General features: G+C 59.0%; 23 protein-coding genes and 1 pseudogene. 9 read left to right on the top strand and 15 right to left on the bottom strand.

Translation table 11 applies throughout. The features are described from left to right. Positions 1 to 42 precede the first annotated feature (42 nt). Positions 43 to 1,323, top strand: a complete 1,281-nt coding sequence (locus ACA060_RS12640) for a serine/threonine transporter (RefSeq protein WP_109630360.1) — start codon at positions 43 to 45, stop codon at positions 1,321 to 1,323. Between the two features lie 304 nt (positions 1,324 to 1,627). Here the strand turns inward: ACA060_RS12640 and acnB are convergent, their stop codons facing one another. Next, positions 1,628 to 4,237, bottom strand: a complete 2,610-nt coding sequence (gene acnB, locus ACA060_RS12645; RefSeq protein WP_497318228.1) for a bifunctional aconitate hydratase 2/2-methylisocitrate dehydratase — start codon at positions 4,235 to 4,237, stop codon at positions 1,628 to 1,630. Positions 4,238 to 4,645: 408 nt separating this feature from the next. Between acnB and ACA060_RS12650 the strand changes: the two genes are divergently transcribed. Next, positions 4,646 to 5,116 (top strand): DUF1289 domain-containing protein, encoded by a 471-nt coding sequence (locus tag ACA060_RS12650; RefSeq protein WP_109630366.1) that lies wholly within the window; start codon positions 4,646 to 4,648, stop codon positions 5,114 to 5,116. A gap of 158 nt (positions 5,117 to 5,274) precedes the next feature. On the opposite strand, the gene uspL is transcribed toward ACA060_RS12650, so the two are convergent. After that, positions 5,275 to 6,138 carry a universal stress protein UspL gene (gene uspL / locus ACA060_RS12655; protein WP_497317626.1) on the bottom strand — a complete coding sequence of 288 codons (864 nt, stop codon included), beginning with the start codon at positions 6,136 to 6,138 and terminating at the stop codon, positions 5,275 to 5,277. A 162-nt stretch (positions 6,139 to 6,300) separates the two neighbouring features. Between uspL and ACA060_RS12660 the strand changes: the two genes are divergently transcribed. The 3 genes from ACA060_RS12660 to ACA060_RS12670 all read left to right on the top strand — a co-directional run bounded on the left by ACA060_RS12660 (position 6,301) and on the right by ACA060_RS12670 (position 9,136). Further along, positions 6,301 to 6,909, top strand: coding sequence for a MiaE family protein (locus ACA060_RS12660; protein ID WP_105345386.1), 609 nt, complete (start codon positions 6,301 to 6,303; stop codon positions 6,907 to 6,909). A gap of 232 nt (positions 6,910 to 7,141) precedes the next feature. Next, positions 7,142 to 7,849 carry a response regulator gene (locus ACA060_RS12665; protein WP_497318230.1) on the top strand — a complete coding sequence of 236 codons (708 nt, stop codon included), beginning with the start codon at positions 7,142 to 7,144 and terminating at the stop codon, positions 7,847 to 7,849. Beyond that, the gene (locus ACA060_RS12670; protein WP_497317628.1) at positions 7,850 to 9,136 is read left to right on the top strand and encodes an ATP-binding protein; all 1,287 of its coding nucleotides are present in this window, start codon (positions 7,850 to 7,852) and stop codon (positions 9,134 to 9,136) included. It abuts the gene before it with no gap. 134 nt (positions 9,137 to 9,270) lie between these two features. Here the strand turns inward: ACA060_RS12670 and ACA060_RS12675 are convergent, their stop codons facing one another. The 3 genes from ACA060_RS12675 to ACA060_RS12685 form a co-directional block, all read right to left on the bottom strand. Then, entirely contained in the window at positions 9,271 to 10,059 is a 789-nt protein-coding gene (locus ACA060_RS12675) for a MipA/OmpV family protein (protein ID WP_497317630.1), read from the bottom strand. Between the two features lie 102 nt (positions 10,060 to 10,161). Then, entirely contained in the window at positions 10,162 to 10,650 is a 489-nt protein-coding gene (locus tag ACA060_RS12680; protein WP_497317632.1) for a GFA family protein, read from the bottom strand. Between the two features lie 45 nt (positions 10,651 to 10,695). Continuing rightward, positions 10,696 to 11,100, bottom strand: coding sequence for a PaaI family thioesterase (locus ACA060_RS12685; RefSeq protein WP_497303317.1), 405 nt, complete (start codon positions 11,098 to 11,100; stop codon positions 10,696 to 10,698). Between the two features lie 247 nt (positions 11,101 to 11,347). On the opposite strand from ACA060_RS12685, the gene ACA060_RS12690 reads away from it, so the two are divergent. The 3 genes from ACA060_RS12690 to ACA060_RS12700 all read left to right on the top strand — a co-directional run bounded on the left by ACA060_RS12690 (position 11,348) and on the right by ACA060_RS12700 (position 14,557). Continuing rightward, on the top strand, positions 11,348 to 12,232 hold the full coding sequence (locus tag ACA060_RS12690; protein ID WP_497317634.1) for a LysR substrate-binding domain-containing protein: 885 nt from the start codon (positions 11,348 to 11,350) through the stop codon (positions 12,230 to 12,232). 100 nt (positions 12,233 to 12,332) lie between these two features. Next, complete coding sequence (gene aguA / locus ACA060_RS12695; RefSeq protein ID WP_497317636.1) at positions 12,333 to 13,457, top strand: agmatine deiminase; 1,125 nt, start codon at positions 12,333 to 12,335, stop codon at positions 13,455 to 13,457. Between the two features lie 2 nt (positions 13,458 to 13,459). Further along, on the top strand, positions 13,460 to 14,557 hold the full coding sequence (locus ACA060_RS12700) for an extracellular solute-binding protein (protein WP_497317638.1): 1,098 nt from the start codon (positions 13,460 to 13,462) through the stop codon (positions 14,555 to 14,557). A 125-nt stretch (positions 14,558 to 14,682) separates the two neighbouring features. On the opposite strand, the gene ACA060_RS12705 is transcribed toward ACA060_RS12700, so the two are convergent. From ACA060_RS12705 to ACA060_RS12740, 8 genes and pseudogenes are all read right to left on the bottom strand, one after another. Then, positions 14,683 to 15,300 (bottom strand): DNA-3-methyladenine glycosylase family protein, encoded by a 618-nt coding sequence (locus ACA060_RS12705; protein WP_497317640.1) that lies wholly within the window; start codon positions 15,298 to 15,300, stop codon positions 14,683 to 14,685. Between the two features lie 5 nt (positions 15,301 to 15,305). Continuing rightward, on the bottom strand, positions 15,306 to 16,109 hold the full coding sequence (locus tag ACA060_RS12710; protein ID WP_497317642.1) for an isocitrate lyase/PEP mutase family protein: 804 nt from the start codon (positions 16,107 to 16,109) through the stop codon (positions 15,306 to 15,308). Between the two features lie 41 nt (positions 16,110 to 16,150). Continuing rightward, positions 16,151 to 17,233 carry a bifunctional transcriptional activator/DNA repair enzyme AdaA gene (locus tag ACA060_RS12715; RefSeq protein WP_109630399.1) on the bottom strand — a complete coding sequence of 361 codons (1,083 nt, stop codon included), beginning with the start codon at positions 17,231 to 17,233 and terminating at the stop codon, positions 16,151 to 16,153. Between the two features lie 64 nt (positions 17,234 to 17,297). Next, a complete protein-coding gene (gene arsH / locus ACA060_RS12720; RefSeq protein WP_497317644.1) occupies positions 17,298 to 17,987 on the bottom strand; it encodes an arsenical resistance protein ArsH in 690 nt (229 codons plus the stop codon). Beyond that, positions 17,987 to 18,442, bottom strand: coding sequence for an arsenate reductase ArsC (locus ACA060_RS12725; protein ID WP_497317646.1), 456 nt, complete (start codon positions 18,440 to 18,442; stop codon positions 17,987 to 17,989). The genes arsH and ACA060_RS12725 overlap by 1 nt, the downstream gene beginning before the upstream one ends. 119 nt (positions 18,443 to 18,561) lie before the next feature. Further along, positions 18,562 to 18,697, bottom strand: a pseudogene (locus ACA060_RS12730) (LysE family translocator); the annotation flags it as partial. Between the two features lie 346 nt (positions 18,698 to 19,043). Then, on the bottom strand, positions 19,044 to 19,352 hold the full coding sequence (locus ACA060_RS12735) for a hypothetical protein (RefSeq protein ID WP_497317648.1): 309 nt from the start codon (positions 19,350 to 19,352) through the stop codon (positions 19,044 to 19,046). Between the two features lie 125 nt (positions 19,353 to 19,477). After that, positions 19,478 to 19,921, bottom strand: coding sequence for a hypothetical protein (locus tag ACA060_RS12740; protein WP_371922067.1), 444 nt, complete (start codon positions 19,919 to 19,921; stop codon positions 19,478 to 19,480). 71 nt (positions 19,922 to 19,992) lie between these two features. Between ACA060_RS12740 and ACA060_RS12745 the strand changes: the two genes are divergently transcribed. After that, a complete protein-coding gene (locus ACA060_RS12745) occupies positions 19,993 to 20,517 on the top strand; it encodes a hypothetical protein (RefSeq protein WP_497317650.1) in 525 nt (174 codons plus the stop codon). A 173-nt stretch (positions 20,518 to 20,690) separates the two neighbouring features. On the opposite strand, the gene ACA060_RS12750 is transcribed toward ACA060_RS12745, so the two are convergent. Then, a complete protein-coding gene (locus ACA060_RS12750) occupies positions 20,691 to 20,912 on the bottom strand; it encodes a hypothetical protein (protein WP_109630428.1) in 222 nt (73 codons plus the stop codon). Between the two features lie 401 nt (positions 20,913 to 21,313). Beyond that, positions 21,314 to 21,664, bottom strand: a complete 351-nt coding sequence (locus ACA060_RS12755; RefSeq protein ID WP_109630431.1) for a hypothetical protein — start codon at positions 21,662 to 21,664, stop codon at positions 21,314 to 21,316. Positions 21,665 to 21,723: the final 59 nt, after the last annotated feature.

Genomic DNA, 21,723 nt, shown 5'->3' on the forward strand with positions numbered 1-21,723 from the left:
CTGACCGGGTAGCAAATGACCGGAATGCGGAGATCCCACCGGATGAATGATCAGGCCAATAGCGTCGACGAACGCTATGTAGCGGCGGCACCAGCGACTCTCACTAGCTGGAATCGCCATGACACCACCTGGATGCTGGGCCTGTTTGGCACGGCCATCGGGGCCGGTACCCTGTTTTTGCCAATCAATGCGGGGCTGGGCGGTTTCTGGCCGTTGCTGATCCTGGCGGTGCTGGCGTTCCCCATGACCTTTTACGCACACCGTGGCCTGACCCGCTTTGTGTTGTCCGGCCGCGAAGGCGCGGACATCACCGAAGTGGTGGAAGAGCACTTCGGCATCAAGGCCGGTGCGTTGATCACCTTGCTGTACTTCTTCGCGATCTTCCCGATCCTGCTGATCTACAGCGTGGCCCTGACCAATACCGTGGGCAGTTTTCTCGAACATCAACTGCACATCATGCCGCCACCTCGCGCCGTGCTGTCGTTGGTGCTGATCCTCGGCTTGCTGGCGGTGGTGCGTTGCGGCGAGCAGGTGATCGTCAAGGCCATGAGCCTGATGGTCTATCCGTTCATCGTGGCGCTGCTGTTCCTGGCGGTGTTCCTGATCCCGCACTGGAACGGCGGCATCCTGGCCACGGCGTCAACCCTGCCTGAGCCGTCGGCGCTGCTGCACACGCTGTGGTTGGCGATTCCGGTGATGGTGTTCTCGTTCAACCATTCGCCGATCATCTCGGCGTTCGCAGTGGACCAGAAGCGTCGCTACGGCGAACACGCTGAAGAACGCAGCTCGCAGATCCTGTCCCGCGCCCACGCCTTGATGGTGGTGATGGTGCTGTTCTTCGTCTTTAGCTGCGTGCTGACCTTGTCTCCAGCGCAACTGGCCGAAGCCAAGGCGCAGAACCTGTCGATCCTGTCGTACCTGGCCAACCACTTCAGCAACCCGACCATCGCCTTCGCAGCACCGTTGATTGCCTTTGTGGCGATTTCCAAGTCGTTCCTGGGCCACTACATCGGCGCCAGTGAAGGGCTCAAAGGCCTGATCGTCAAAAGCGGTAAACGCCCGGCGCCGAAAACGCTGGACCGTATGACCGCCGCGTTCATGCTGGTGGTGTGCTGGATTGTCGCGACCCTGAACCCAAGCATTCTCGGCATGATCGAAACCCTCGGCGGTCCGGTCATCGCGGCGATCCTGTTCCTGATGCCGATGTACGCGATCCGCAAAGTGCCAGCAATGGCGCGTTATCGCGGTCAGGCGTCCAACGTCTTCGTGACGGCGGTGGGTTTGGTGGCTATTTCCGCGTTGATTTATTCGCTGAGTGCCTGATCAGTGCAGCTCGTTTGATTTGATTTGCTGGAATGAATGACGGCTGATCCGCTTTGCGGGTTGGCCGTTTTTTTTGGGGGTGAGTGTCGGTTCTTGCAGATGTACCCGGAACCCCTGTGGGAGCTAGCCTGCTAGCGATGGACACCCAGACACCGCGTTCAGTCAGACCACACGCGTAATCGTTGACGTCCATCGCTAGCAGGCTAGCTCCCACAGGGAGAATGCGTGCGCTTACACAAAAAACCAGGCATAAAAAAACGCCGCTCATCTCACGATGGGCGGCGTTTTTTATTGCGTTGCAGCGTTAGGCTTGAACGACCGGGATGTTGGCGTTCGCAGCAGCTTCACGGAACTCGGCGATCTGGTCGAAGGACAGGTAGCGGTAAACATCAGCCGCCATGCTGTCGATCTTGCCAGCGTATTCCATGTACTCCTCGACGGTCGGCAGGCGACCCAGGATGGAAGCAACAGACGCCAGCTCGGCCGAAGCCAGGTAGACGTTCGCGCCGTCACCCAGACGGTTCGGGAAGTTACGGGTCGACGTGGACACCACGGTGGAGTTCGGCTCTACACGAGCCTGGTTACCCATGCACAGCGAGCAGCCTGGCATTTCCATGCGTGCGCCGGCCTTGCCGTAGATGCCGTAGTAGCCTTCTTCGGTCAGCTGGTGAGCGTCCATTTTGGTCGGCGGCGACAGCCACAGACGGGTTGGAAGCTGACCCTTGACCTGATCCAGCAACTTGCCGGCAGCGCGGAAGTGACCGATGTTGGTCATGCACGAACCGATGAACACTTCGTCGATCTTCTCGCCAGCAACGCTGGACAGCAGACGGGCGTCGTCCGGATCGTTTGGCGCGCAGAGCACAGGCTCTTTGATGTCGGCCAGGTCGATTTCGATGATTTCAGCGTATTCGGCGTCAGCATCGGCAACCATCAGCTCAGGGTTGGCAACCCAGGCTTCCATCGCTTGAGCACGACGTTCCAGAGTACGTGCATCACCGTAGCCTTCGCCGATCATCCAGCGCAGCAGGGTGATGTTGGAGTTCAGGTACTCGGTGATCGATTCTTTCGACAGCTTGATGGTGCAACCGGCAGCCGAACGTTCAGCCGATGCGTCGGACAGCTCGAAAGCTTGTTCGATGCTCAGGTTGTCCAGGCCTTCGATTTCCAGGATGCGGCCGGAGAAGGCGTTCTTCTTGCCTTTCTTCTCAACGGTCAACAGGCCAGCCTGAATCGCGAAGTAAGGAATGGCGTGAACCAGGTCACGCAGGGTGACGCCCGGTTGCATTTTGCCTTTGAAGCGCACAAGGATCGATTCCGGCATGTCCAGCGGCATAACGCCAGTGGCTGCGGCGAACGCTACCAGGCCAGAACCGGCCGGGAACGAAATGCCCATCGGGAAACGGGTGTGCGAGTCACCACCGGTGCCGACGGTGTCCGGCAGCAGCATACGGTTCAGCCAGCTGTGGATGATGCCGTCGCCCGGACGCAGGGAAACGCCGCCGCGGGTCATGATGAAGTCTGGCAGGGTGTGGTGGGTGGTCACGTCGATCGGCTTAGGGTAAGCCGCGGTGTGGCAGAAGGACTGCATCACCAGATCGGTCGAGAAGCCCAGGCACGCCAGGTCTTTCAGTTCGTCACGGGTCATAGGACCGGTGGTGTCCTGAGAGCCGACGGTGGTCATTTTCGGTTCGCAGTAGGTGCCAGGACGAACGCCTTTGCCTTCTGGCAGACCGCACGCCTTGCCAACCATTTTCTGTGCCAGGGTGAAGCCTTTGCCGGTGTCGACAGGTGCTTCAGGCAGCTTGAACAGGTCGGTAGGGCCCAGGCCCAGTTCGGCACGGGCCTTGTCGGTCAGGCCGCGACCGATGATCAACGGGATACGGCCGCCGGCACGTACTTCGTCCAACAGTACCGGAGTCTTCATTTCGAAGGTGGTCAGGACTTCGTCAGTGCCGTGTTTGCAGACTTTGCCAGCATGCGGATACAGGTCGATCACGTCGCCCATGTTCATGTTGGTAACGTCGAATTCGATTGGCAGTGCGCCGGCATCTTCCATGGTGTTGTAGAAGATCGGAGCGATCTTGCTGCCGAAGCAGAAACCGCCGGCACGCTTGTTCGGTACGAACGGAACGTCGTCGCCGAAGAACCACAGCACCGAGTTGGTGGCGGATTTACGCGAAGAACCGGTACCGACCACGTCGCCGACGTAGGCGATAGGGAAGCCTTGACCGCGCATTTCTTCAATCTGCTTCATCGGACCGGTGACGCCCTGGACGTCAGGCACGATGCCTTCACGAGCCATTTTCAACATGGCGAGGGCGTGCAGCGGGATGTCCGGGCGGGACCAGGCGTCCGGAGCAGGGGACAGGTCGTCGGTGTTGGTTTCGCCGGTGACCTTGAACACGCGCAGGCTGATCTTGTCGGCCAGCACAGGGCGGTTTTTGAACCACTCGCCGTCAGCCCAGGATTGCAGCACGCCTTTTGCGTGAACGTTACCGTTCTTGGCTTTTTCAGCAACATCGTGGAACGCGTCGAACATCAGCAGGGTGTGCTTGAGTTCTTCGGCAGCGACTGGCGCCAGTTCGGCGTCGTCCAGCAGATTGACCAGGGTCACGATGTTGTAGCCGCCTTGCATGGTGCCAAGCAGTTCAACAGCGCGTTTCTTGTCGATCAGAGGGGATTTTGCTTCGCCTTTGGCGAGTGCAGACAGGAAACCGGCCTTTACATAGGCTGCTTCGTCCACACCTGGCGGAATGCGATTGGTGATCAGGTCAACGAGGAAAGCTTCTTCGCCAGCCGGGGGATTCTTCAGCAGCTCGACCAGGCCTGCAGTTTGTTCGGCGTTTAGCGGCTGGGGAACGATACCCAGTGCTGCACGCTCTTCGATATGTTTGCGGTAGGCTTCAAGCACAGTTATTACCCTCATCAGTGGTCCCAAATGGGTGTCCGGGACGCTCATCCCGAAATTGCCGTACTCATGCGCTGCGTGGCGTTGTGGGCCACTTAGCCAGAATTACCGACAATTCCTTACAGAAGCTGCTTTCAAAGTTTTACGCCTGCAGAACGGGGAGCTGATGAGGGTTGGCGTAGCGCTTTTCCCCGCTGGAAAAACCCTTCGCCAACTCCGCTCTGAAGGAACGACTGTGCTCGTGACGCTTTGAAAACAGCTTCTAACGGACATTGGCGCCTTAAAAGGCTGGCTGATTCTACGGCAAAAAAAAATTAAAGGTAAGTTAGCCCCTCAAGATTGAGGGGTGATCAATGTTAGACAAAGGGCTAACATGCCGGCCTGTTCTGCTTTCCCGTGTTTTGCCTACCTATGCCCAATCAGACCATCAAGACCCCCTGCGTCGGCCTCTGTTCCACTGTTTACGGTGATCTGGTGTGCCGTGGTTGCAAGCGTTTCCACCATGAAGTGATCAACTGGAATGGTTACAACGAGGAGGAGAAGCGCGCGGTGTGGCTGCGTCTTGAGCAGTTGCTGTCCCAGGTGATGGCCAGCAAACTGGAAGTTTTCGACCCCCAGCGCCTGCGCCTGCAGCTGGAGCAGCGCAAGATTCGCTTTGTGCCGCATCAGTCGGAATATTGCTGGGCGTATCAGCTGATCGCCCGTGGTGCGCGGGTCATCAACAACCTGGAAGCCTACGGGATGGTGCTGATGCCGGAGTTTCGCGACTGGAACCTGCCGGAACTGCGCGATGCCATTGATCGGGAATTCTTTTTGCTGTCCGAGGCGCATTACCAACGCTACATCGCGCCGGGTTTCCTGAGAGACGCCTTCGGCGGTTGAGCACATAACCTGTGGTGAGGGGATTTATCCCCGTTGGGTTGCGAAGCAACCCCAAAATCAGGCACCCGGATGGATCAGACATACCGTGTGCGCCGGTTTTGCGGCGACTGCGTCGCCGAACGGGGATAAATCCCCTCGCCACAGGGGCACCGCCTGTCTCAATGCTGAGTAACGATCTCTTCCAGATGATCCATGATCGTATCCGGCTTCAGCACCAGCACATCGCTCTCCACCGCATCCAGCACCACCTCCGCCGTATTCCCGATCAACGCTCCGGACAACCCTGACCGCGCGACCGTCCCAATCACCGTCACCGCCGCCTGAAGCTTGTGGACCATGTACGGAATCAACACATCCGCCGGACCTTCCTCTATGTGCAGGTGTTCATCATCGATATCAAACTCGGCCTGGAACGATTTGCACTGTTCGCGATAGCGCGCCTCGATGGTTTCACTGAGCTGTAACGTCGGGTCCGCGGCCGACAGCATCGGTGACGGATGGGCGCTGACCACGTGCAGACGGGCCTTGGCCAGGCTGGCGATGTCGTAACCGTGATCGACGATGGTGGCGTGCAAGGTGCGGTGCTCGCCATCGGTATTGCCAACATCAATGGCCGCCAGAATCACGCCGCCGGTCCACGGTTTCGAGGTTTTCACCAGCAGCACCGGGGTCGGGCAATAACGCAGCAATTTCCAGTCCGCCGGGGTCAGCAGGGCTTTTTTCAGCGGGCTGTCGGGGTAGTGCTGTTTGACCACCAGTCCGCAGCCTTCCGCCTGCTGCACATCGACGATGGTTTCGTGCAGGCTCTCATTCCAGGCCTGCTCGGTGGTGACGCTATAACCGTCCTCGATCAAGGCTGCCTTGAGCACGCCCAGCATGCCGCTATGGTCATGCTTGCGATCGCACACCAGCAAGTGCAGATGCGCCTGGGTCACGCCGGCAATCAGTTTGGCCCGTTTAAGCGCCAGGCTTTCCGAGTGTTCGGGTTCGATGACCACCAGGATGCTGCGAATGGCTTGCATGATCGGGATCTCCAGGAAGGTAAAAAATACTGCGTTGGACAACTATAGTTCTTCGCCGCCAAACCGGTACTTGATGCATATCAACGGTGGCGACTGGTGGTCTTGCGGCAGGCCGGTATAATCGGCGCCCTTCGATTTATACCTTTTTATTCCGTGAGCCCCATGATCCTTCCCGAAATTCACGAGTTCCTCGGCTGCCGCACCCCCGATGGCTGGGTCCAGGCCGCGCTTGCCGATCAGGAAACCCTGCTGATCGACCACAAGAACTGTGAGTTCAAGGCGGCCAGCACGGCGTTGAGCCTGATCGCCAAGTATCACTCCCACGTCGACCTGATCAACCTGATGTCGCGCCTGGCCCGGGAAGAGCTGGTGCACCACGAGCAGGTCATGCGCCTGATGAAAAAGCGCAAGATCGAGCTGCGTCAGCTGTCCGCCGGGCGTTACGCCTCGGGCCTGCGTAAAGTGGTGCGCAGCCACGAGCCGGTCAAGCTGGTGGACACGCTGGTGGTTGGCGCTTTTATCGAGGCTCGTAGCTGTGAGCGTTTCGAGGCGCTGGTGCCGCATCTGGACGAAGAACTGGGCAAGTTCTATTTCGGCTTATTGAAAAGCGAAGCGCGGCATTTCCAGGGTTATCTGAAACTGGCTTACCAGTACGGTGATGCCAAGGACATTGCCCAGGTTATTGACCGGGTTCGCGCTGCCGAGCAGGAACTGATCGAGTCACCGGACGTGGAGTTTCGCTTTCACAGCGGTGTTCCAGCCGCGGCATAACCTTGTAGGAGCGAGGCTTGCCCGCGAAGGCGATTTCAAGGACGCCTTCGCGGGCAAGCCTCGCTCCTACAAACGTCATGTCTGATTCGACATTGTTAAAAACTCTTAAAAACATGAAACATCACCTAAAACCGGCCCCCGAGGCCGGTTTTTGCTGCCCGTCATCACCGCCCTGTCACCGATTGGCGCCATAATGCCGCCCACTTCACACAAGGGGCAGCAGACGGTCGTTATGGATAACCTGGGTTTTGGCAAAGTATTGCTGGTGGAAGACGATGAGAAGCTCGCCGGGTTGATCGCGCATTTTCTGTCCCAACATGGCTTTGAGGTCCGCCAAGTGCACCGCGGTGACCTCGCGCTGGCCGCCTTCCTCGAATTCAAACCGAAAGTTGTCGTGCTCGACCTGATGCTGCCGGGGCAGAGCGGGCTGCACGTGTGCCGCGAGATCCGCAGCGTGTCCGATACGCCGATCGTCATTCTAACGGCCAAGGAAGACGATCTCGATCACATCCTCGGCCTGGAGTCTGGCGCCGACGACTATGTGATCAAACCGATCAAGCCGCCGGTGCTGCTGGCCCGCCTGCGTGCCTTGCAACGGCGTCAGACCCCGGACAGCAGCGTGTGCAGCGCCCTGGAATTCGGCCACCTGAGCATCGACCGCAGCTGTCGCGAAGTGCGGCTGGCGGGTGAGGTCATCGACATGACCACCATGGAATTCGAACTGCTGTGGTTGCTGGCCAGTGCCGCCGGCAAGACGCTGTCTCGCGATGACATCCTCAACCGCATGCGCGGGATCGCCTTCGACGGCCTCAACCGCAGCGTCGACGTCTACATCAGCAAATTGCGCGGCAAGCTCAAGGACAACCCGCGCGAACCGGTGTGCATCAAGACCATCTGGGGCAAGGGTTACCTGTTCAATCCGTTTGCGTGGGAGCTGTAAATGCTGCGGTTATTTCTTGGGCTGTTTCTGGTGATGACCGTTGGCCTGGTCCTGGGGCTGCAAACCGTCGAGCGCACGTTCGATGCGCTGCTCGCCGGCCAGATGCAGAGCTACAACCGCGAGGCGGTGCGTGGCCAGGCCTGGTCGCTGGCCGAGCAGTTGCGCGATCTGGACGGTTCGGACCGGGAGCAACAACTGGAAGCGGTGCGCCCCCACTATGGCTTGGGCCTGACGTTGGTCGAGAGCAGTCAACTGTCCCTGATCGATCAGGAGAAAGCCGAGTTGGCCCTTGGGCTACTGGTGATTCGCGACAAGTACACGCAGTTCATCTCGCGCATCGACGAAGGGTCTCAGTTGCTCAGCATCAAGCTGCCGGCCGAGCCCAGTCTGATGCCGTTCTACATTGCCGCGGCGTACCTGATGATCGCGGTGATGATCGGTTTCGTGTTGATGTTCTGGGTGCGTCCGCACTGGCGGGATCTGGAGAAACTGCGCCTGGCGGCCGAGCGTTTTGGCGATAACGACCTGTCGTCGCGCATCCAGCTGTCCAAGCGCTCGAACATTCGTGACCTCTCCGAGCACTTCAACCTGATGGCGGCGCGCATCGAAGGCTTGATCGCCAACCAGCGCGAGCTGACCAACGCGGTGTCCCATGAATTGCGCACGCCGATTGCCCGGTTGTCGTTTGAACTGGACCAACTCAAACAACAACCCGATCCAACCCAGAACCGCGAACTGATTGCCGACATGTACGCCGACCTTGGCGAGCTGGAAGAAATGGTCTCCGAGCTGCTGACCTATGCCAGCCTTGAACGCGGTGCCACGGTTATCACCCGGGAAAACATCCAGGCCAACAGTTGGCTGGACAGCGTGGTCGGCAGTGTGGCCCTGGAGGCCGAGGCCGCCGGGGTTCAGTTGTTGATCGTCGAGTGTCAGGTCGATGAGGTGCGCATCGAGCCGCGTTTCATGGCCCGCGCGGTGATCAACCTGCTGCGCAATGCCATTCGTTACGCCGATGAGCGAGTTGAAGTGTCGTTGGTCCGTACCGGTGATCACTACGAAGTGCGGGTCAACGATGATGGCCCCGGCGTGCCGGTGGACGGACGCGAGAAAATCTTCGAACCGTTCTCCCGCCTGGACGCCAGCCGTGATCGCCGCACGGGCGGGTTTGGTTTGGGGTTGGCATTGGTGCGGCGGGTATCGCAATCCCATGGAGGGCAAGTGGAGGTGGCGGACTCGCCGTGGGGTGGGGCATCGTTTCGCATGACTTGGGCGCATCTGGATTAATGATGTGGTTCTTGCGGGCCCTATCGCGGGCAAGCCACGCTCCCACAGGATCGAGTCGTCCACAAATTATGCGAACGACTCGGTCCTGTGGGAGCGGGCTTGCCCGCGAAGAGGTCATCAGCAACACCGCATTGTCAGAAGGTGTACACAAACTGCCCAGCCAAAGAGGTCTGCAGCCTGCGCTCAACAATCGGACTGTCCGCTGCATCTCCCGCCAGATACTGCACGGCCAGCACCGTCGAAACACTCCACTGATCATCGATCGGCAACGACCATGTCAACGCCGCCCCGCGACTCACCAGCCCACCATGAGTGTCATGCGCCCTGAACTGACTGCGTGAAGCCTGCGCCGCACTGACGCCATACCAGGTGCGCACGTAATTACCATCACCAAACTGACTGTTCAGGCTGCCCGTGACCTTGCCATAGTCGCCCTCATAAAACGGCGCGCTGATGCTCAGCTTCAGGCGATTCCAGGACGAGCCGGTGTCGTGATCGTCATCGTCCTTTTCCAGCGCATGTTCAAAACTGGCACCGAGAATGATCGGGCCCATGTTATAGGTCCCGTCCAGACCCAGCGCCGGCCGCGACTTGATCGAGCCCATGCCGTTGAGCTCATCCGAACCCTTGAATCCAGTCTTGCGATCCTTGCGCACATCGCTCGCGCCGATGTACACGCTCAGACCGAAGTCTTCTTCATCAAACGCCCAGCCCAATCCCTTTTCCGTGTCCAGAAAGACTCCATACGGGCTGACCACCTTGGCGCCCAGCAGCGGCGCCACCACGCGCTCGTCGCTGCCGCTGTAGCGCGGCACGCTGGCGGCACCGGCGCGCAAGGTGTAACGCCAGTCTTCGGCGTGTAATGAATCGGCGGGAAACAGCAGGCAAAGCGAAGGCAATGACAGACACAGCGAACGTAGCATGGGAACACCCGAAGGGAGATTGGATGCGCCCATGCTAGGCGGCTGCCGGCCGGCAATCTTTGAGAGCTTTGTCGGGAAACTGTCAAAGACTGTGAAGCAGCTTCAGCGGCTCAAACCCAGGCGTTCATGCCAGTCGGCAATGGACTCTTCGGGATAGACGTCGAACTGCTTGTCCCCGGGACGCATGTCGACTTCCACCCATGGCGCCTTGGAATCGAGCAACAAGTGCGTGTGTTCCGGCGGCACCGGCAGCGGGGTGTCGATGGCCGATGCGAACGGGTGAATCAGCTCCGGCCATTCAGGGCTATACACCCACAGGCACGAGCCGCAGACCGAGCAGAAATGCCGCCCGAGGCTGCTGCGATGGGCGCGCTTGTCGCCTTCGTTTTTCAGTTGTGCATGGTAGACCGCGACGTGCTTGCGCCCGCGGACCTTCAGGCTGGCGGCATCACCGGCAATATTGATCGAGTAACCGCCACCGCCTTGAGTCTTGCGGCAGATCGAGCAGTAGCAACGCTGATACGGGTAGGGGTGGGTGCTGGTCAAACTGAACGACACAGCGCCGCAATGGCAGGAGCCTTCGAGCTGCATGGGAACCTCCGACGAGGGTTGGGTTACCCAAGACAGCCTAGACCGTCAGCGCACTTCGACCGGCACCAGAATCGCATCGCCGGTCGCCACCAGTTTCAACTGGTCACCGGTTTGCGCGAACAGCTCGGCGCGGGCGAACACCTGCTTCTTGCCGGCCTTCACCACGCGGCCCCTAGCGATGAACACTTCACCGACGGCGGGTGCCAGGCAGTTGACCGAAAAGTGCGAGGCCAGCACGTTGCCGGCGACCGTCCCGGCGGCGAATCCGCAGGCCGTGTCGAGCAGCGCGCCGATCAGCCCGGCGTGCAGGAAACCGGCGTATTGCGCCATGTCGGCTTCGCGAAAGGCCAGGGTCAGTTCGGCTTCGCCGCTTGCGGCTGCGGTCACTTCGAAGCCGGCCCAGCGGTTGAAGGCTGAGGTTGAGTTAATCTGTTTGAGTGCGTTGAGCATGACGAATCCCTCCGGTTGAGACACCAACATGCGCCGGGTTTTGGGGGATGTCATGGTGGATAAGGGAGGGTGATGGGCCGCAGGATTTGTGGTGAATGTGCCGCCTTCGCGAGCAGGCTCGCTCCTACAGTTGAAATGCATTCCCCTGTAGGAGTGAGCCTGCTCGCGAAGAACGATAGCGCGGTCCCGCTGGACGCCCACCCATGCCCAAGGCAGCATGGTCGCCTTCATCACCGGGGCTGAATTCATGCGACGACTGCCTTCCTTAGCAGCACTCAGAACCTTCGAATGCGCCGCCCGTCACGCCCATTTCGGCCGGGCCGCCGCCGAGTTGTGCGTCACCGACAGTGCCGTCAGCCATCAGATCCGCCAGCTCGAAGAGCACCTGGGCGTTTCGCTGTTCATCCGCGAGGGCCGACAAATACGCCCGACCATGGCCGCGGGCCGGTTGATGCAAAGCCTGCAGCAAGCTTTCGAACTGATCGGCGAAGCCTGCGATGAATTGCGTGACCCGTCTTCGCTGGCGGTGTTGCGGCTGGCGGTCACCGCCGAGCTGGCGCAGAAGTGGTTGATGAGTCGGCTCACGGACTTCTATGCACGCTATCCGCACATCACGCTGCACCTTTACGAACAACCGATCGACGCCACGGCGCCGGGGGAGGACATCGACCTGGCGATCACCTACGGCACGGGCCCTGTCGACAGCAGCGCATACTTCGTCCGGCCCTTGCCGGCGCTGCAATTCTTCCCGGTGTGCAGCCCCGGCCTGTTCAACCAGGCCACCCTGAAAACCCCGAAGGACCTGGCACGACACTGCCTGCTGCATGACGATCAGGACGGTAAGACCTGGACCGCATGGCTCACCAGCCATGCCGGCGATCAGCGTCCCCAGCGGCAACTGTATTTCGCCCACGCGGGCCTGGCACTGGAAGCGGCGGTGCAAGGGCAAGGCGTGGCCATGGGCGACAATCTGACGGCTCAGGAAGACTTGCTCAGCGGTCGTCTGGTCCGGCCTTTCACCGCCAGCATGACCGCGCTCGGGCAATATGCGCTGGTGTGTGAGCGGGTGCGCCTGGAGCGTCCGGCCGTGGCGCAGATGCTGGAATGGTTCAACGATCAGCTGATCGATTGATGAGTTGAATTCAAGTATTCCGAAATAATCATCGTTGGCGAGGAGGGCGCCGACGACCGTAGCCTGTGGTCATTCCAATCCCCGCTGATGAGGTCTGACCATGGCACGTTTGCTCGATTCCACCCCCAAACTCGACGGCTTTCGCTTGCCCGGCGAATTCGAGACCAAGTCCGGTTGCTGGCTCGGCTGGCCGGAGCGCACCGACGTCTGGCGCAACGGCGCCAAGCCTGCTCAGAAAGTCTGGGTGCAAATCGTCACCGCCATTGCCCAGAGCGAACCGGTGACGGTGTGTGCTTCCGCCGCACAATTCGCCACCGCTCGCCGCCAGTTGCCGCCTCAGGTTCGCGTGGTGGAAATGACCTGCAATGACACTTGGTTCCGCGACAGCGGCCCGTGCTTTGTCGTTAATGATGGCAGTGGTGAAGTGCGCGGCGTCGATTTCGAGTTCAACGCCTATGGCGGTCTCGACGGTGGTTTGTATTATCCGTGGGACAAGGACGATCAGATCGCCAGCAAAATCCTCGAAATCGAACGTTTCGACCGTTACCGCGCGCCGTTGATTGCCGAACTGGGCGGGATCCAGAGTGACGGCCAGGGCAGCATCCTCACCACCGAGCAATGCCTGCTCAACCGCAATCGCAACCAGCATCTGGGCAAGGAAGAAGTCACCCGCCGCCTGACCGATTACCTCGGCGCCGAGCAAATTATCTGGCTGCCACGAGGTTGCAAGTTCGACGAAACCGACGGCCACGTCGACGACCTCGCGTGCTTCGTGCGTCCCGGTGAAGTGGTGCTGCAATGGACCGACAACCGCGATGACCCGCAGTGGGAAATCTATCAAGAGGCCTACGACATTCTGCGCAGCACCCGCGACAGCCGGGGCCGTGAGTTGATCGTGCACAAATTGCCGCAACCGGATGTGCTGGAATGGACCGCTGAAGAAGCTGAAGGTCTCGACCAGCAAGACAGCACCCATACCCGTCAGGCCGGGACCCAGATCTGTGCGTCGTACATCAATTATTACGCCGGCAACACTTCAATCGTGGTGCCGCTATTTGGCGATCGAAATGATCAGGCGGCGCAGGCGACCCTGGCCGAATTGTTCCCGACACACAAAATCGTCGGCATCGAAAACTCCCGGGAAATCCTCCTCGGTGGCGGCAACGTCGCCTGCATCACCATGCCGCAATACGCTGCGCCTGCCCGCAGCAAACAGGGAGCGTAATCATGGGCCTGCACAAACTGACTCAAGCGTTATTGCTGGTGCTTGCACCCTGGTGTGTGCAGGCCGCCGACTCCGTGAAACCGGTGGTGAACCTGTACATCTGGGGCGAGTATCTGGCCCCGGATACCCTGACCGATTTCGAGAAAAAAACCGGCATCCATGTGGTGGTCGATCACTTCGACTCCCTAGAAACGGCGGAGACCAAACTGCTGACCGGACGCAGCGGATATGACCTGGTGCTGACGGCGGGTCAGCACTTGTCCCGGGCGATCCAGAGCGGGGCGATCCAGACACTGAATCTGCAACAATTGCCCCACTTTGCCGGTGTCGGGGAAGAGTTCCGCCAACACATGGCGGCGTTCGATCCGGGCAACCGTTATGCCGGGATTTACGCCTGGGGCACTACTGGGGTCGGCTATCAGGAAGAGGCGATCAAACAGCGCTTGCCTGACGCGCCAAGGGACAGTTGGGCGATGCTGTTCGACCCGACGGTGGTGTCGAAATTTGCCGATTGCGGGGTCAGTCTGCTCAACGATCCCAACGAGGTGTTTGCCGCAGTCATGAAGTACATGGGTCTGGACATCAACCGCCAGAACCTCGACGACCTGAAACGGGCCGAGCAACAACTGGCGAAGATTCGGCCGTACATCCGCTACTTCGACAATGACCTGAACATCAGCGACCTGGCCAACGGCAACACCTGTGTGGCGATGTCGTGGAACGGCAACGTGGCCATCGCCGCCGGACAGGCCGAGGTGGCGAACAAACCGTTCAAGCTCAGTTACCGGATACCGAAGGAGGGCACGTTGATCTGGTTTGACGCCATGGTCATTCCCAAGGATGCACCGCACCCCGAGGCTGGGCTGGCGTTGATGGATTACCTGATGACCCCCGAGGTGATTGCGCCGATCACCGACACCATTCACTACGCCAACGCGATCACGGCGGCGGACGGGTTGATCGATCCGGCGATCCGCAATGATCCAGGGACGTACCCGTCGGCGCAGGTGCGGGCTTCGTTGTATAGCAAGAATGACAATGGCAAGGCGTTCAACCGGGCGCTGATTCGGGCGTTTACTCGGTTGAAATCCGGGTTGTGATTGGCTTTGGGTGATGCGGTGAATGTTCTGGCCTCTTCGCGAGCAAGCCCGCTCCCACAGGGGGTTTGTGAACACTCGAGCTCCAGTGTGGGAGCCAGCCTGCTGGCGATGAACGATGACGCGGTCTACTTGCCGGTCATCCGCCACAAATACCAGGAAGCCACCGTCCGATACGGGCTCCACGCCAAGCCGATCTCAACCATCTGCTTACGCGTCGGCTGCACCTCCAGCCCCTTCAGCCGCCGATACCCCTCACGCACCCCGAAGTCATCCGCCGGCAAAATATCCAGGCGCTCCAGGCTGTAAATCAGCAGCATTTCGACCGTCCAGCGCCCAACCCCGCGCAAGGTGATCAACCGCTCAATCAGCGCCTCATCGTCCATCGCCAAAGCCGTTGCGTAATCTGGCACCACACCGTCCAAAGACGCCTGCGCAATCCCCTGAATGGTCGCAATCTTGCCCCCGGAAAACCCGCAACTGCGCAACTGATCAAACCCTGTCGCCAGAATCTGTTCCGGCCTTGGAAACGCCGTCGACGGATACAACGCCAGCAGCCGACCGACGATCGCATCCCCCGCCTTGGCGTGCAGTTGCTGATAGGCAATCGCCCGCACCAGCGACTCATACGGATCGCGAGCCGCGTGGGGTTGGTGCAGGCACGGTCCGATAGCGGCGATGTGGCGCCGCCAGTCTTCATCGATCGATGACAGAAACTTAGTCGCAGGCAGATAGGGATCGGGCATGGTGATCAAGTATTCCCGGCCGTTTTGAGCAGGGCGTTGATTTCCCCGTACGTGAAGGCCTTGAGGTCACTGCTATCCAGTTTGCCCGTCTCCAGAAACCCTTTGGCCAAGGACGCCATGGCGCCATACAGAAACTCGGCGATGCCCGAACCGGCACTCAGGCGCCTCACGCCGAGGGCTTGCAGCGTTTCAGGCGACGGCAAACCCGGCAGCCCAAGTACGTTCACCGGCAGTGTCGTGCCTTGGCACAGCGCCTTGATTTCGTACTCCGCAGCGACGCCCGCCGCGAACAACCCATCGGCGCCCGCCGCCTGATACAACGCAGCGCGCTTGAGCGTTTCGGCGACGCGATCTTCGGCAGGCACCAGGCCCTTGAGGTACACGTCGGTGCGGGCATTGATGAACAGCTTCACCTTGCGCCGATTGGCAACCTCGCGGGCGACTTCGATCTTGCGTGCCAGCAACTCCGGCGAAGAGTTACCGTCCTCGATATTGATCCCGACCGCACCGGCCGCGATCACCGCCTCGACAACTTCGGCCACCCGCGCCAGGTCATCGGAATAACCGGCCTCGATGTCGATAGACAACGGCACCGAAATCACCCGGGCGATGGATTCAACGGTAGATATCAGGCGTTCAAGCGGCAGGGCATTGCCGTCCGCATACCCATGCGCCCAGGCCACCGCCGCGCTGCTGGTGGCCACGGCTTTGCAGCCCAATTGCTCGACGATGCGCGCCCCGGTGGCATCGGCAACGTTGGTGAGTATCAGCAGGCCGTCGTGATGCAGTTGATGAAATTGCGTGTCCATCGAATGTCCTTCCTTATGACTTTTTGCAGAAAACCAGGGGATCAGAAAGCGAGTTGTTCGGTCACCTGCACGGCGGCTTTTTCCAGCCTGAGCAAAAACGCCTTGCGCGGTTGTCCTCCACCATAGCCCGTCAACGAGCCGTCTGCACCGATCACCCGGTGGCAGGGCAACACAATCGAAAGCCGGTTGTGCCCGTTGGCCAAACCCACCGCGCGACTGGCGCCGGGCTTGCCCAGTGTCGCGGCAATGGCGCCGTAAGTGCTGGTTTTTCCGTACGGAATCTTCGCCAGTTCGGCCCAGACCTGCCGCGCGAATTCGCTGCCGGGCAAGTGCAGCGGCACGGTGAACTCGGTGAGTTTGCCGGCGAAATACTGCGCAAGTTCCGCTTCAATCTGCTGCAAATGGGCGTTGTGCCCCGGCGCCACGGCATAGCCATAACGGTTCTGCAGTTCTTCGACTTCCCGGGTCAGCGCCGGTCGATCGAGGAACTCCAGCAACACCAGCCCACGGCGTTCGGCCATGGCGATCATCGGCCCCAGCGGTGTGGTCAGGCGCGTGAACAACAACGGCTCACTGTTGGCCGCACGGCCCGGCGTGATGTGGAAGGATTTTTGAAACGCATCACGAAAACCGCTCAGGGATTCGTAACCCGAGTCGAACGCCGCGTTGTCGATGGAATCGCCCTGTTTGATACCGCCCAATGCCATGCCCAGGCGCCGGGTGCGCAGCCAGGCGTGGAAGGTCATGCCGAAATGCTGCTTGAACCAGCGGCGCAGTTTCAGCGGTTCAATGCCCTCGGCGACGAGTTGGGCATCGGTCCAGCGCATCTCGGGATCGGCGTCCACCGACTTGAGCAGCGCCTGCACCCAGTCCGGCGCAATGGCGGCAGCGTCCAGCGGCTTGCAGCGCAGACACGCGCGATAACCCGCCGACATGCACTCATCGGCATGGGCGAAGAACTCGACGTTCTCCGGCTTGGGTTTACGCGCCGTGCAACTGGGGCGGCAGAAGATCCCGGTGGTCTTCACGGCAGTAAAGAACACCCCCTCGTAGGCGGTGTCTCGTTCGAGCATGGCGCGAACCATCTCGGCGTGGGGCGGCAGCACAGCGTTTTGTAGGTTCATGGGCTGAGCATAAGACGCGTTGAGCGACGCCTCCACCGGAAAATCGACAGAGAATTCCGCGGCCTCAGATCGAGCGCTGATTGACTCGCTTCGACAGCTCCTCAGCGCTCTCTTTGCGTTCCGAATAACGGTCCACCAAAAACTCCTCGCGGCCACGCACCAGCACGGTGAACTTCATCAGTTCTTCCATCACATCCACCACGCGGTCGTAGTACGCCGAAGGCTTCATCCGGCCAGCCTCGTCGAATTCCATGAAAGCCTTGGGCACCGACGATTGATTAGGGATGGTCAACATCCGCATCCAGCGGCCCAGCACGCGCAGTTGATTGACCGTGTTGAACGACTGGGAACCGCCACAGACCTGCATCACCGCCAGGGTTTTGCCTTGGGTCGGACGAACCGCGCCCATCGTCAGCGGGATCCAGTCGATTTGCGCCTTGAACACCGCCGACATCGAACCGTGGCGTTCCGGCGAACACCAGACCTGGCCTTCGGACCAGAGCACCAGATCGCGCAGTTGCTGAACTTTGGGATGGTCGCTGGGCGCATCGTCAGGAAGGGGAAGACCGGAAGGATCGAAAATCACCGTTTCGGCCCCCAGCAGACGCAGAATCCTCGCGGCTTCTTCGGTCAGCAGGCGACTGAAGGAGCGCGCGCGCGTCGAGCCGTAGAGCAGCAGGATGCGCGGTTTGTGGGTGCTTTCGGTTGGAAACGTCAGCAGCTCCAGATCGAGATTGGGCAGGTCATCGTTCATCACAGGGCTCCGATGCGGTCCAGTTCGGTTTTCAGTTCGGCATCTGAAAGGTTTTTCAGGTCCAGGGCGAAGAAGGCTGCAAACCGTTGCTTGATCGTTTCGACGGTGCTGTCGAACGCAGCCTGAATCTCCTGCTCGTTGCCATGCACCTCCGACGGATCGGCCAGTCCCCAGTGGCTTTTGATCGCTGGACCGAAATACACCGGGCACGCTTCCCCGGCGGCTTTGTCGCACACGGTGATGACGATATCGGGCGGGGAGTCGGCGAACACCGAAGAGTCTTTGCTGTAGAGGCCTTCGGTCGAGATGCCGAGGTTGTGCAGTGTTTGCACGGCTTGAGGGTTGAGCCGGCCGCTGGGGAAACTGCCGGAGCTCACTGCCACAAAGCCTTCGGGAGCCAAATGATTGAACAGCGCTTCGCTCAACACGCTGCGGCAGCTGTTGGCGGTGCACATGAAAAGAACTTTGGTGGGAGAGGGGAGTGGGCTCATCGCTGGAGACTCGTATATATGGATATCCGAATATACGGATGCTTGCCCGGGTTGCCAACTCCCTTTTACGAGCCGTTACCTGCGGCGTAGGCGCTGATGGCGATCCATTCCAGCATCAGGAACAACGCGCCGAGCAGTGCGAATTGCGGTGTCATCGAGCGGGTCGGGTCGACGGACTGGGGCAGGAAATGCGGTGAAAATCAGGATCGCCTTGGGGTCGCTGGGGCCTAGTTTGATGCCTCCATGCCCGGAGGGGCTGTTTTCGGCCAAAAGCAGGCATTAGACGCGTGTACGAACCCAGCGGCTATTCACTGCTCTAAATCCCGCTGTCTGCCGAAGACGTTCACGGCGCCGACGCCCTATTGCATCGGTCTCGCTGATCCCGTCTCGCACCACCCCGAAAGCATGTGAGGTCAGGGTGCGGGGGCTGCCGGTTGTTGATTCCGTACGTCGCACTATCCGGCCATCGACGTCAAGGCCTCCCCAAGGGCGGCCCTGGCTACAGGTAAACTCAAGGCGTAAAAAAGCCCGCGTTGAGCGGGCATCGGAAATCATCCGAACTAATTCAGGCACCTGATTCAGGGTCACTCGCAGGCATACCGCGAGCTTCCTTATCGTTTTCGTCCTGATCGTCCATCTGTGGGTCGGCGTCAGGGTTATTGACTCGACCGCTCTGTCCAGCTTCTGGATGCTCACTCGACACCGAGTTATTTGCATCCACGTCAGTCATGTCTTCGTCGACAGGAGCCTCGTCGTCTGGAGGCAGCGGAACTTCGGGCTCGTCCCTCTTGGGGTCATGGCCGGTTTCGTTGTCCGTCGTGCGCGTTTCGGGCTGCTGTGATTTGTTGCCAGGTGCGTTCTCGTCAATGTCCATGCTGAACCTCCGTACTGATGCGCGGGATGTCCGTGCTTGAACATGAGAAACGGCAAAGCGTTACAAGTGCAGCGCAGTGGACGAACGGAGAAGAAAAACCCGGCTCACTGGCCGGGCTTTCTCTCCTATCTCCTATCGTCTGAAAGCGGTGTCTGTTCATCCGCCTCTGGGGTAGTCCTCTCACCAGGATCTTTCCAGTCTTCTGGACGATCATCGCTTGGATTTTTCAACGGATCGTATTTGTTCGGATCGTCTGGATCTAGCGTCGGCTCATCTGAACCTGGCTCAGGCTTGGATGGAACAGAACCTTGTGTTTGGTTTTGAAAACTCGAATCGGTAGACATACCCACCTCACCAATAAGGTCCAGCTTTTCTGGGCCGTAATAGTTTGAATTTGGCAGGTGAAAAGTGTGCGACTGAGCAGATGAGCGGGCAGTAAAAAGCCCAGCGGGCGGCTGGGCTTTTGGAGTTGCACGGACTTGCCCCCCCATCTGCATCACAACTGACCAGTCATTTGCAGCCGACTTGACCAGCGCACGTGGGAATGACGACCGGCAGAGAACGGCCAAAAGGAGACGTTCAACGATCAGCCCGGCTAGAATCTTCGACTTCTTCTCACTAGCTAAAGAGGTACTGTTCAGTGTTTAACCGCTATGTAGCCTCCCGCGAGAGGATGACCCAGGACTTAGGAAATGCGCGTTTGCTGCTGGGTCAGCGACTTTCCGTGTTATTGCATGACCAGTACTACTTCAACGATGAGAAATGTCCGGAAGACATAGGATCGTTAGTATGGCGGTTTGGCGAACATCAGACCGTTTCGATGTACTTGCTAGCTGACGGAGAAAGTGTCGGGGCTGACCTATCAGACCTGGATCCCCCCGTGCCCTTCGAGCTTGACGCAGCTAGCGCCTGCTCGTGGCGTAGAGAAAATCTGCTTTCCGGTTTATCCGCACTCTCTCTTGAAGGAAAGATCATCACTGAGGTTCAAGGAGTTGTCGACAAAGGATGGGGCCAAGAGACTCGACTTGTAGCCTTCAAAATCACATTCGAGACCGGCGACTACCTGATCTATCTCAACCAGGGTGACGATGCAGTCGTGCTGATCAACGAAACGCTTGAGAGTGTGGCGGGTATCGAAACCAGCTTGGTGACTTCGCTGGAATGACAGCTATGGGTCGATAGCTGCCCGTCATCAGTGGTAGCTATCGGGTAATGCTAGATATCAGAATGGGGGCTAGAATGAGCCGAACGGCTTGCGTTGATCTCGCCAAGCTTGAGTAGACGCTGATCGAAGGCGTGCATATTTCAACCATTCGCCCGCAACCAACACGCTTCGTTTCACCCATACATGTACAAAAGGTCGTCGATCAGCTCTAGCTCCTGCTGCGTGTACTGGACCTTGTTGTACCGTCTAATGTTCTCAAGCACACCTCTGATCGGAACCTGCCGCGAAGGATCCTGAACAATTTCGATCAGACGGTCGTAATCGGGATCGTTTCCCTTGAGGTATTTTTCAATCAGTTCTTTGAGCGCTACGCGCGCCTCTAGATCGGTTAGCACTGTTACTTCTCCGGCAAGACAATGACCTCATCCACTTTGATGATAGTGGTAGTACCTTGTTTCGGAATGAGTTATCGCGCACCACCTGTACCTTAGCCAGCATACGCTTTCGTGAAGCGTTCCAGGTTCGGACTTTTACCATCAAGCTAATATGGGACTTTTACGATTGGCACGTCGTCCTTATAGAGTTGCAGCGTGTCGAACTTCAATCGCAGGCAACCATCACTCCATGCCGGGGCGGGGGCAGCACTACGGCCATCAAGCAGATTTGGTATCCATGTGGCGATTCAGTGGTTGCAGAAAACTCTGAATGATAGGGTAAATGTAGGGAGCCATTCCGGTCTGTGAGATGGTTTCAATCCCCGCGTGTGCTGCGGGGATTACTTTCCATAAGCTAGGAGCTACTGATAAAGTCCCGCAGAAGAATCCAGGGCGTTCAACAATTCCTGAGCTGGAATAGCGTACTGACCGAGGTTCGCCATATCCAGATCCCCCCAGTCTTGATCATCATCAATTTCCAATATCAGCAAATCGATTTTTTTGAGCTGGAAGAAACTGATGATGTCGCGAATCTCTTTCTCGCGTTGCACCTGATCATTTCCATAGAGCCCACCGGCATAGAAGAAGCCCTTATCACCCATGGCAAGTTTCTTCTGAGAGCCAATAAGGGACATTTTGAAGCGTTGGTGAAGAAATTTCGCGGCTTCCACATCACTCGTCGGTGATGCCGCTGCAATGCTTATTTTGGTCATGGTTTAAAAGTCCTCAGAGATCAGAGGGTTAAGTGGTTTGCCCATGGTGTCTTTCTGGT

The sequence above is a fragment of the Pseudomonas sp. LBUM1671 genome (assembly GCF_059695685.1).

Coding starts and splice junctions, on each gene's coding strand:
- ACA060_RS12640 (WP_109630360.1), top strand. CDS start 43: ATGAATGATCAGGCCAATAGCGTCGACGAACGCTATGTAGCGGCGGCA.
- ACA060_RS12650 (WP_109630366.1), top strand. CDS start 4,646: ATGCCCAATCAGACCATCAAGACCCCCTGCGTCGGCCTCTGTTCCACT.
- uspL (WP_497317626.1), bottom strand. CDS start 6,138: ATGCAAGCCATTCGCAGCATCCTGGTGGTCATCGAACCCGAACACTCG.
- ACA060_RS12660 (WP_105345386.1), top strand. CDS start 6,301: ATGATCCTTCCCGAAATTCACGAGTTCCTCGGCTGCCGCACCCCCGAT.
- ACA060_RS12665 (WP_497318230.1), top strand. CDS start 7,142: ATGGATAACCTGGGTTTTGGCAAAGTATTGCTGGTGGAAGACGATGAG.
- ACA060_RS12670 (WP_497317628.1), top strand. CDS start 7,850: ATGCTGCGGTTATTTCTTGGGCTGTTTCTGGTGATGACCGTTGGCCTG.
- ACA060_RS12675 (WP_497317630.1), bottom strand. CDS start 10,059: ATGCTACGTTCGCTGTGTCTGTCATTGCCTTCGCTTTGCCTGCTGTTT.
- ACA060_RS12680 (WP_497317632.1), bottom strand. CDS start 10,650: ATGCAGCTCGAAGGCTCCTGCCATTGCGGCGCTGTGTCGTTCAGTTTG.
- ACA060_RS12685 (WP_497303317.1), bottom strand. CDS start 11,100: ATGCTCAACGCACTCAAACAGATTAACTCAACCTCAGCCTTCAACCGC.
- ACA060_RS12690 (WP_497317634.1), top strand. CDS start 11,348: ATGCGACGACTGCCTTCCTTAGCAGCACTCAGAACCTTCGAATGCGCC.
- aguA (WP_497317636.1), top strand. CDS start 12,333: ATGGCACGTTTGCTCGATTCCACCCCCAAACTCGACGGCTTTCGCTTG.
- ACA060_RS12700 (WP_497317638.1), top strand. CDS start 13,460: ATGGGCCTGCACAAACTGACTCAAGCGTTATTGCTGGTGCTTGCACCC.
- ACA060_RS12705 (WP_497317640.1), bottom strand. CDS start 15,300: ATGCCCGATCCCTATCTGCCTGCGACTAAGTTTCTGTCATCGATCGAT.
- ACA060_RS12710 (WP_497317642.1), bottom strand. CDS start 16,109: ATGGACACGCAATTTCATCAACTGCATCACGACGGCCTGCTGATACTC.
- ACA060_RS12715 (WP_109630399.1), bottom strand. CDS start 17,233: ATGAACCTACAAAACGCTGTGCTGCCGCCCCACGCCGAGATGGTTCGC.
- arsH (WP_497317644.1), bottom strand. CDS start 17,987: ATGAACGATGACCTGCCCAATCTCGATCTGGAGCTGCTGACGTTTCCA.
- ACA060_RS12725 (WP_497317646.1), bottom strand. CDS start 18,442: ATGTGCACCGCCAACAGCTGCCGCAGCGTGTTGAGCGAAGCGCTGTTC.
- ACA060_RS12735 (WP_497317648.1), bottom strand. CDS start 19,352: ATGGACATTGACGAGAACGCACCTGGCAACAAATCACAGCAGCCCGAA.
- ACA060_RS12755 (WP_109630431.1), bottom strand. CDS start 21,664: ATGACCAAAATAAGCATTGCAGCGGCATCACCGACGAGTGATGTGGAA.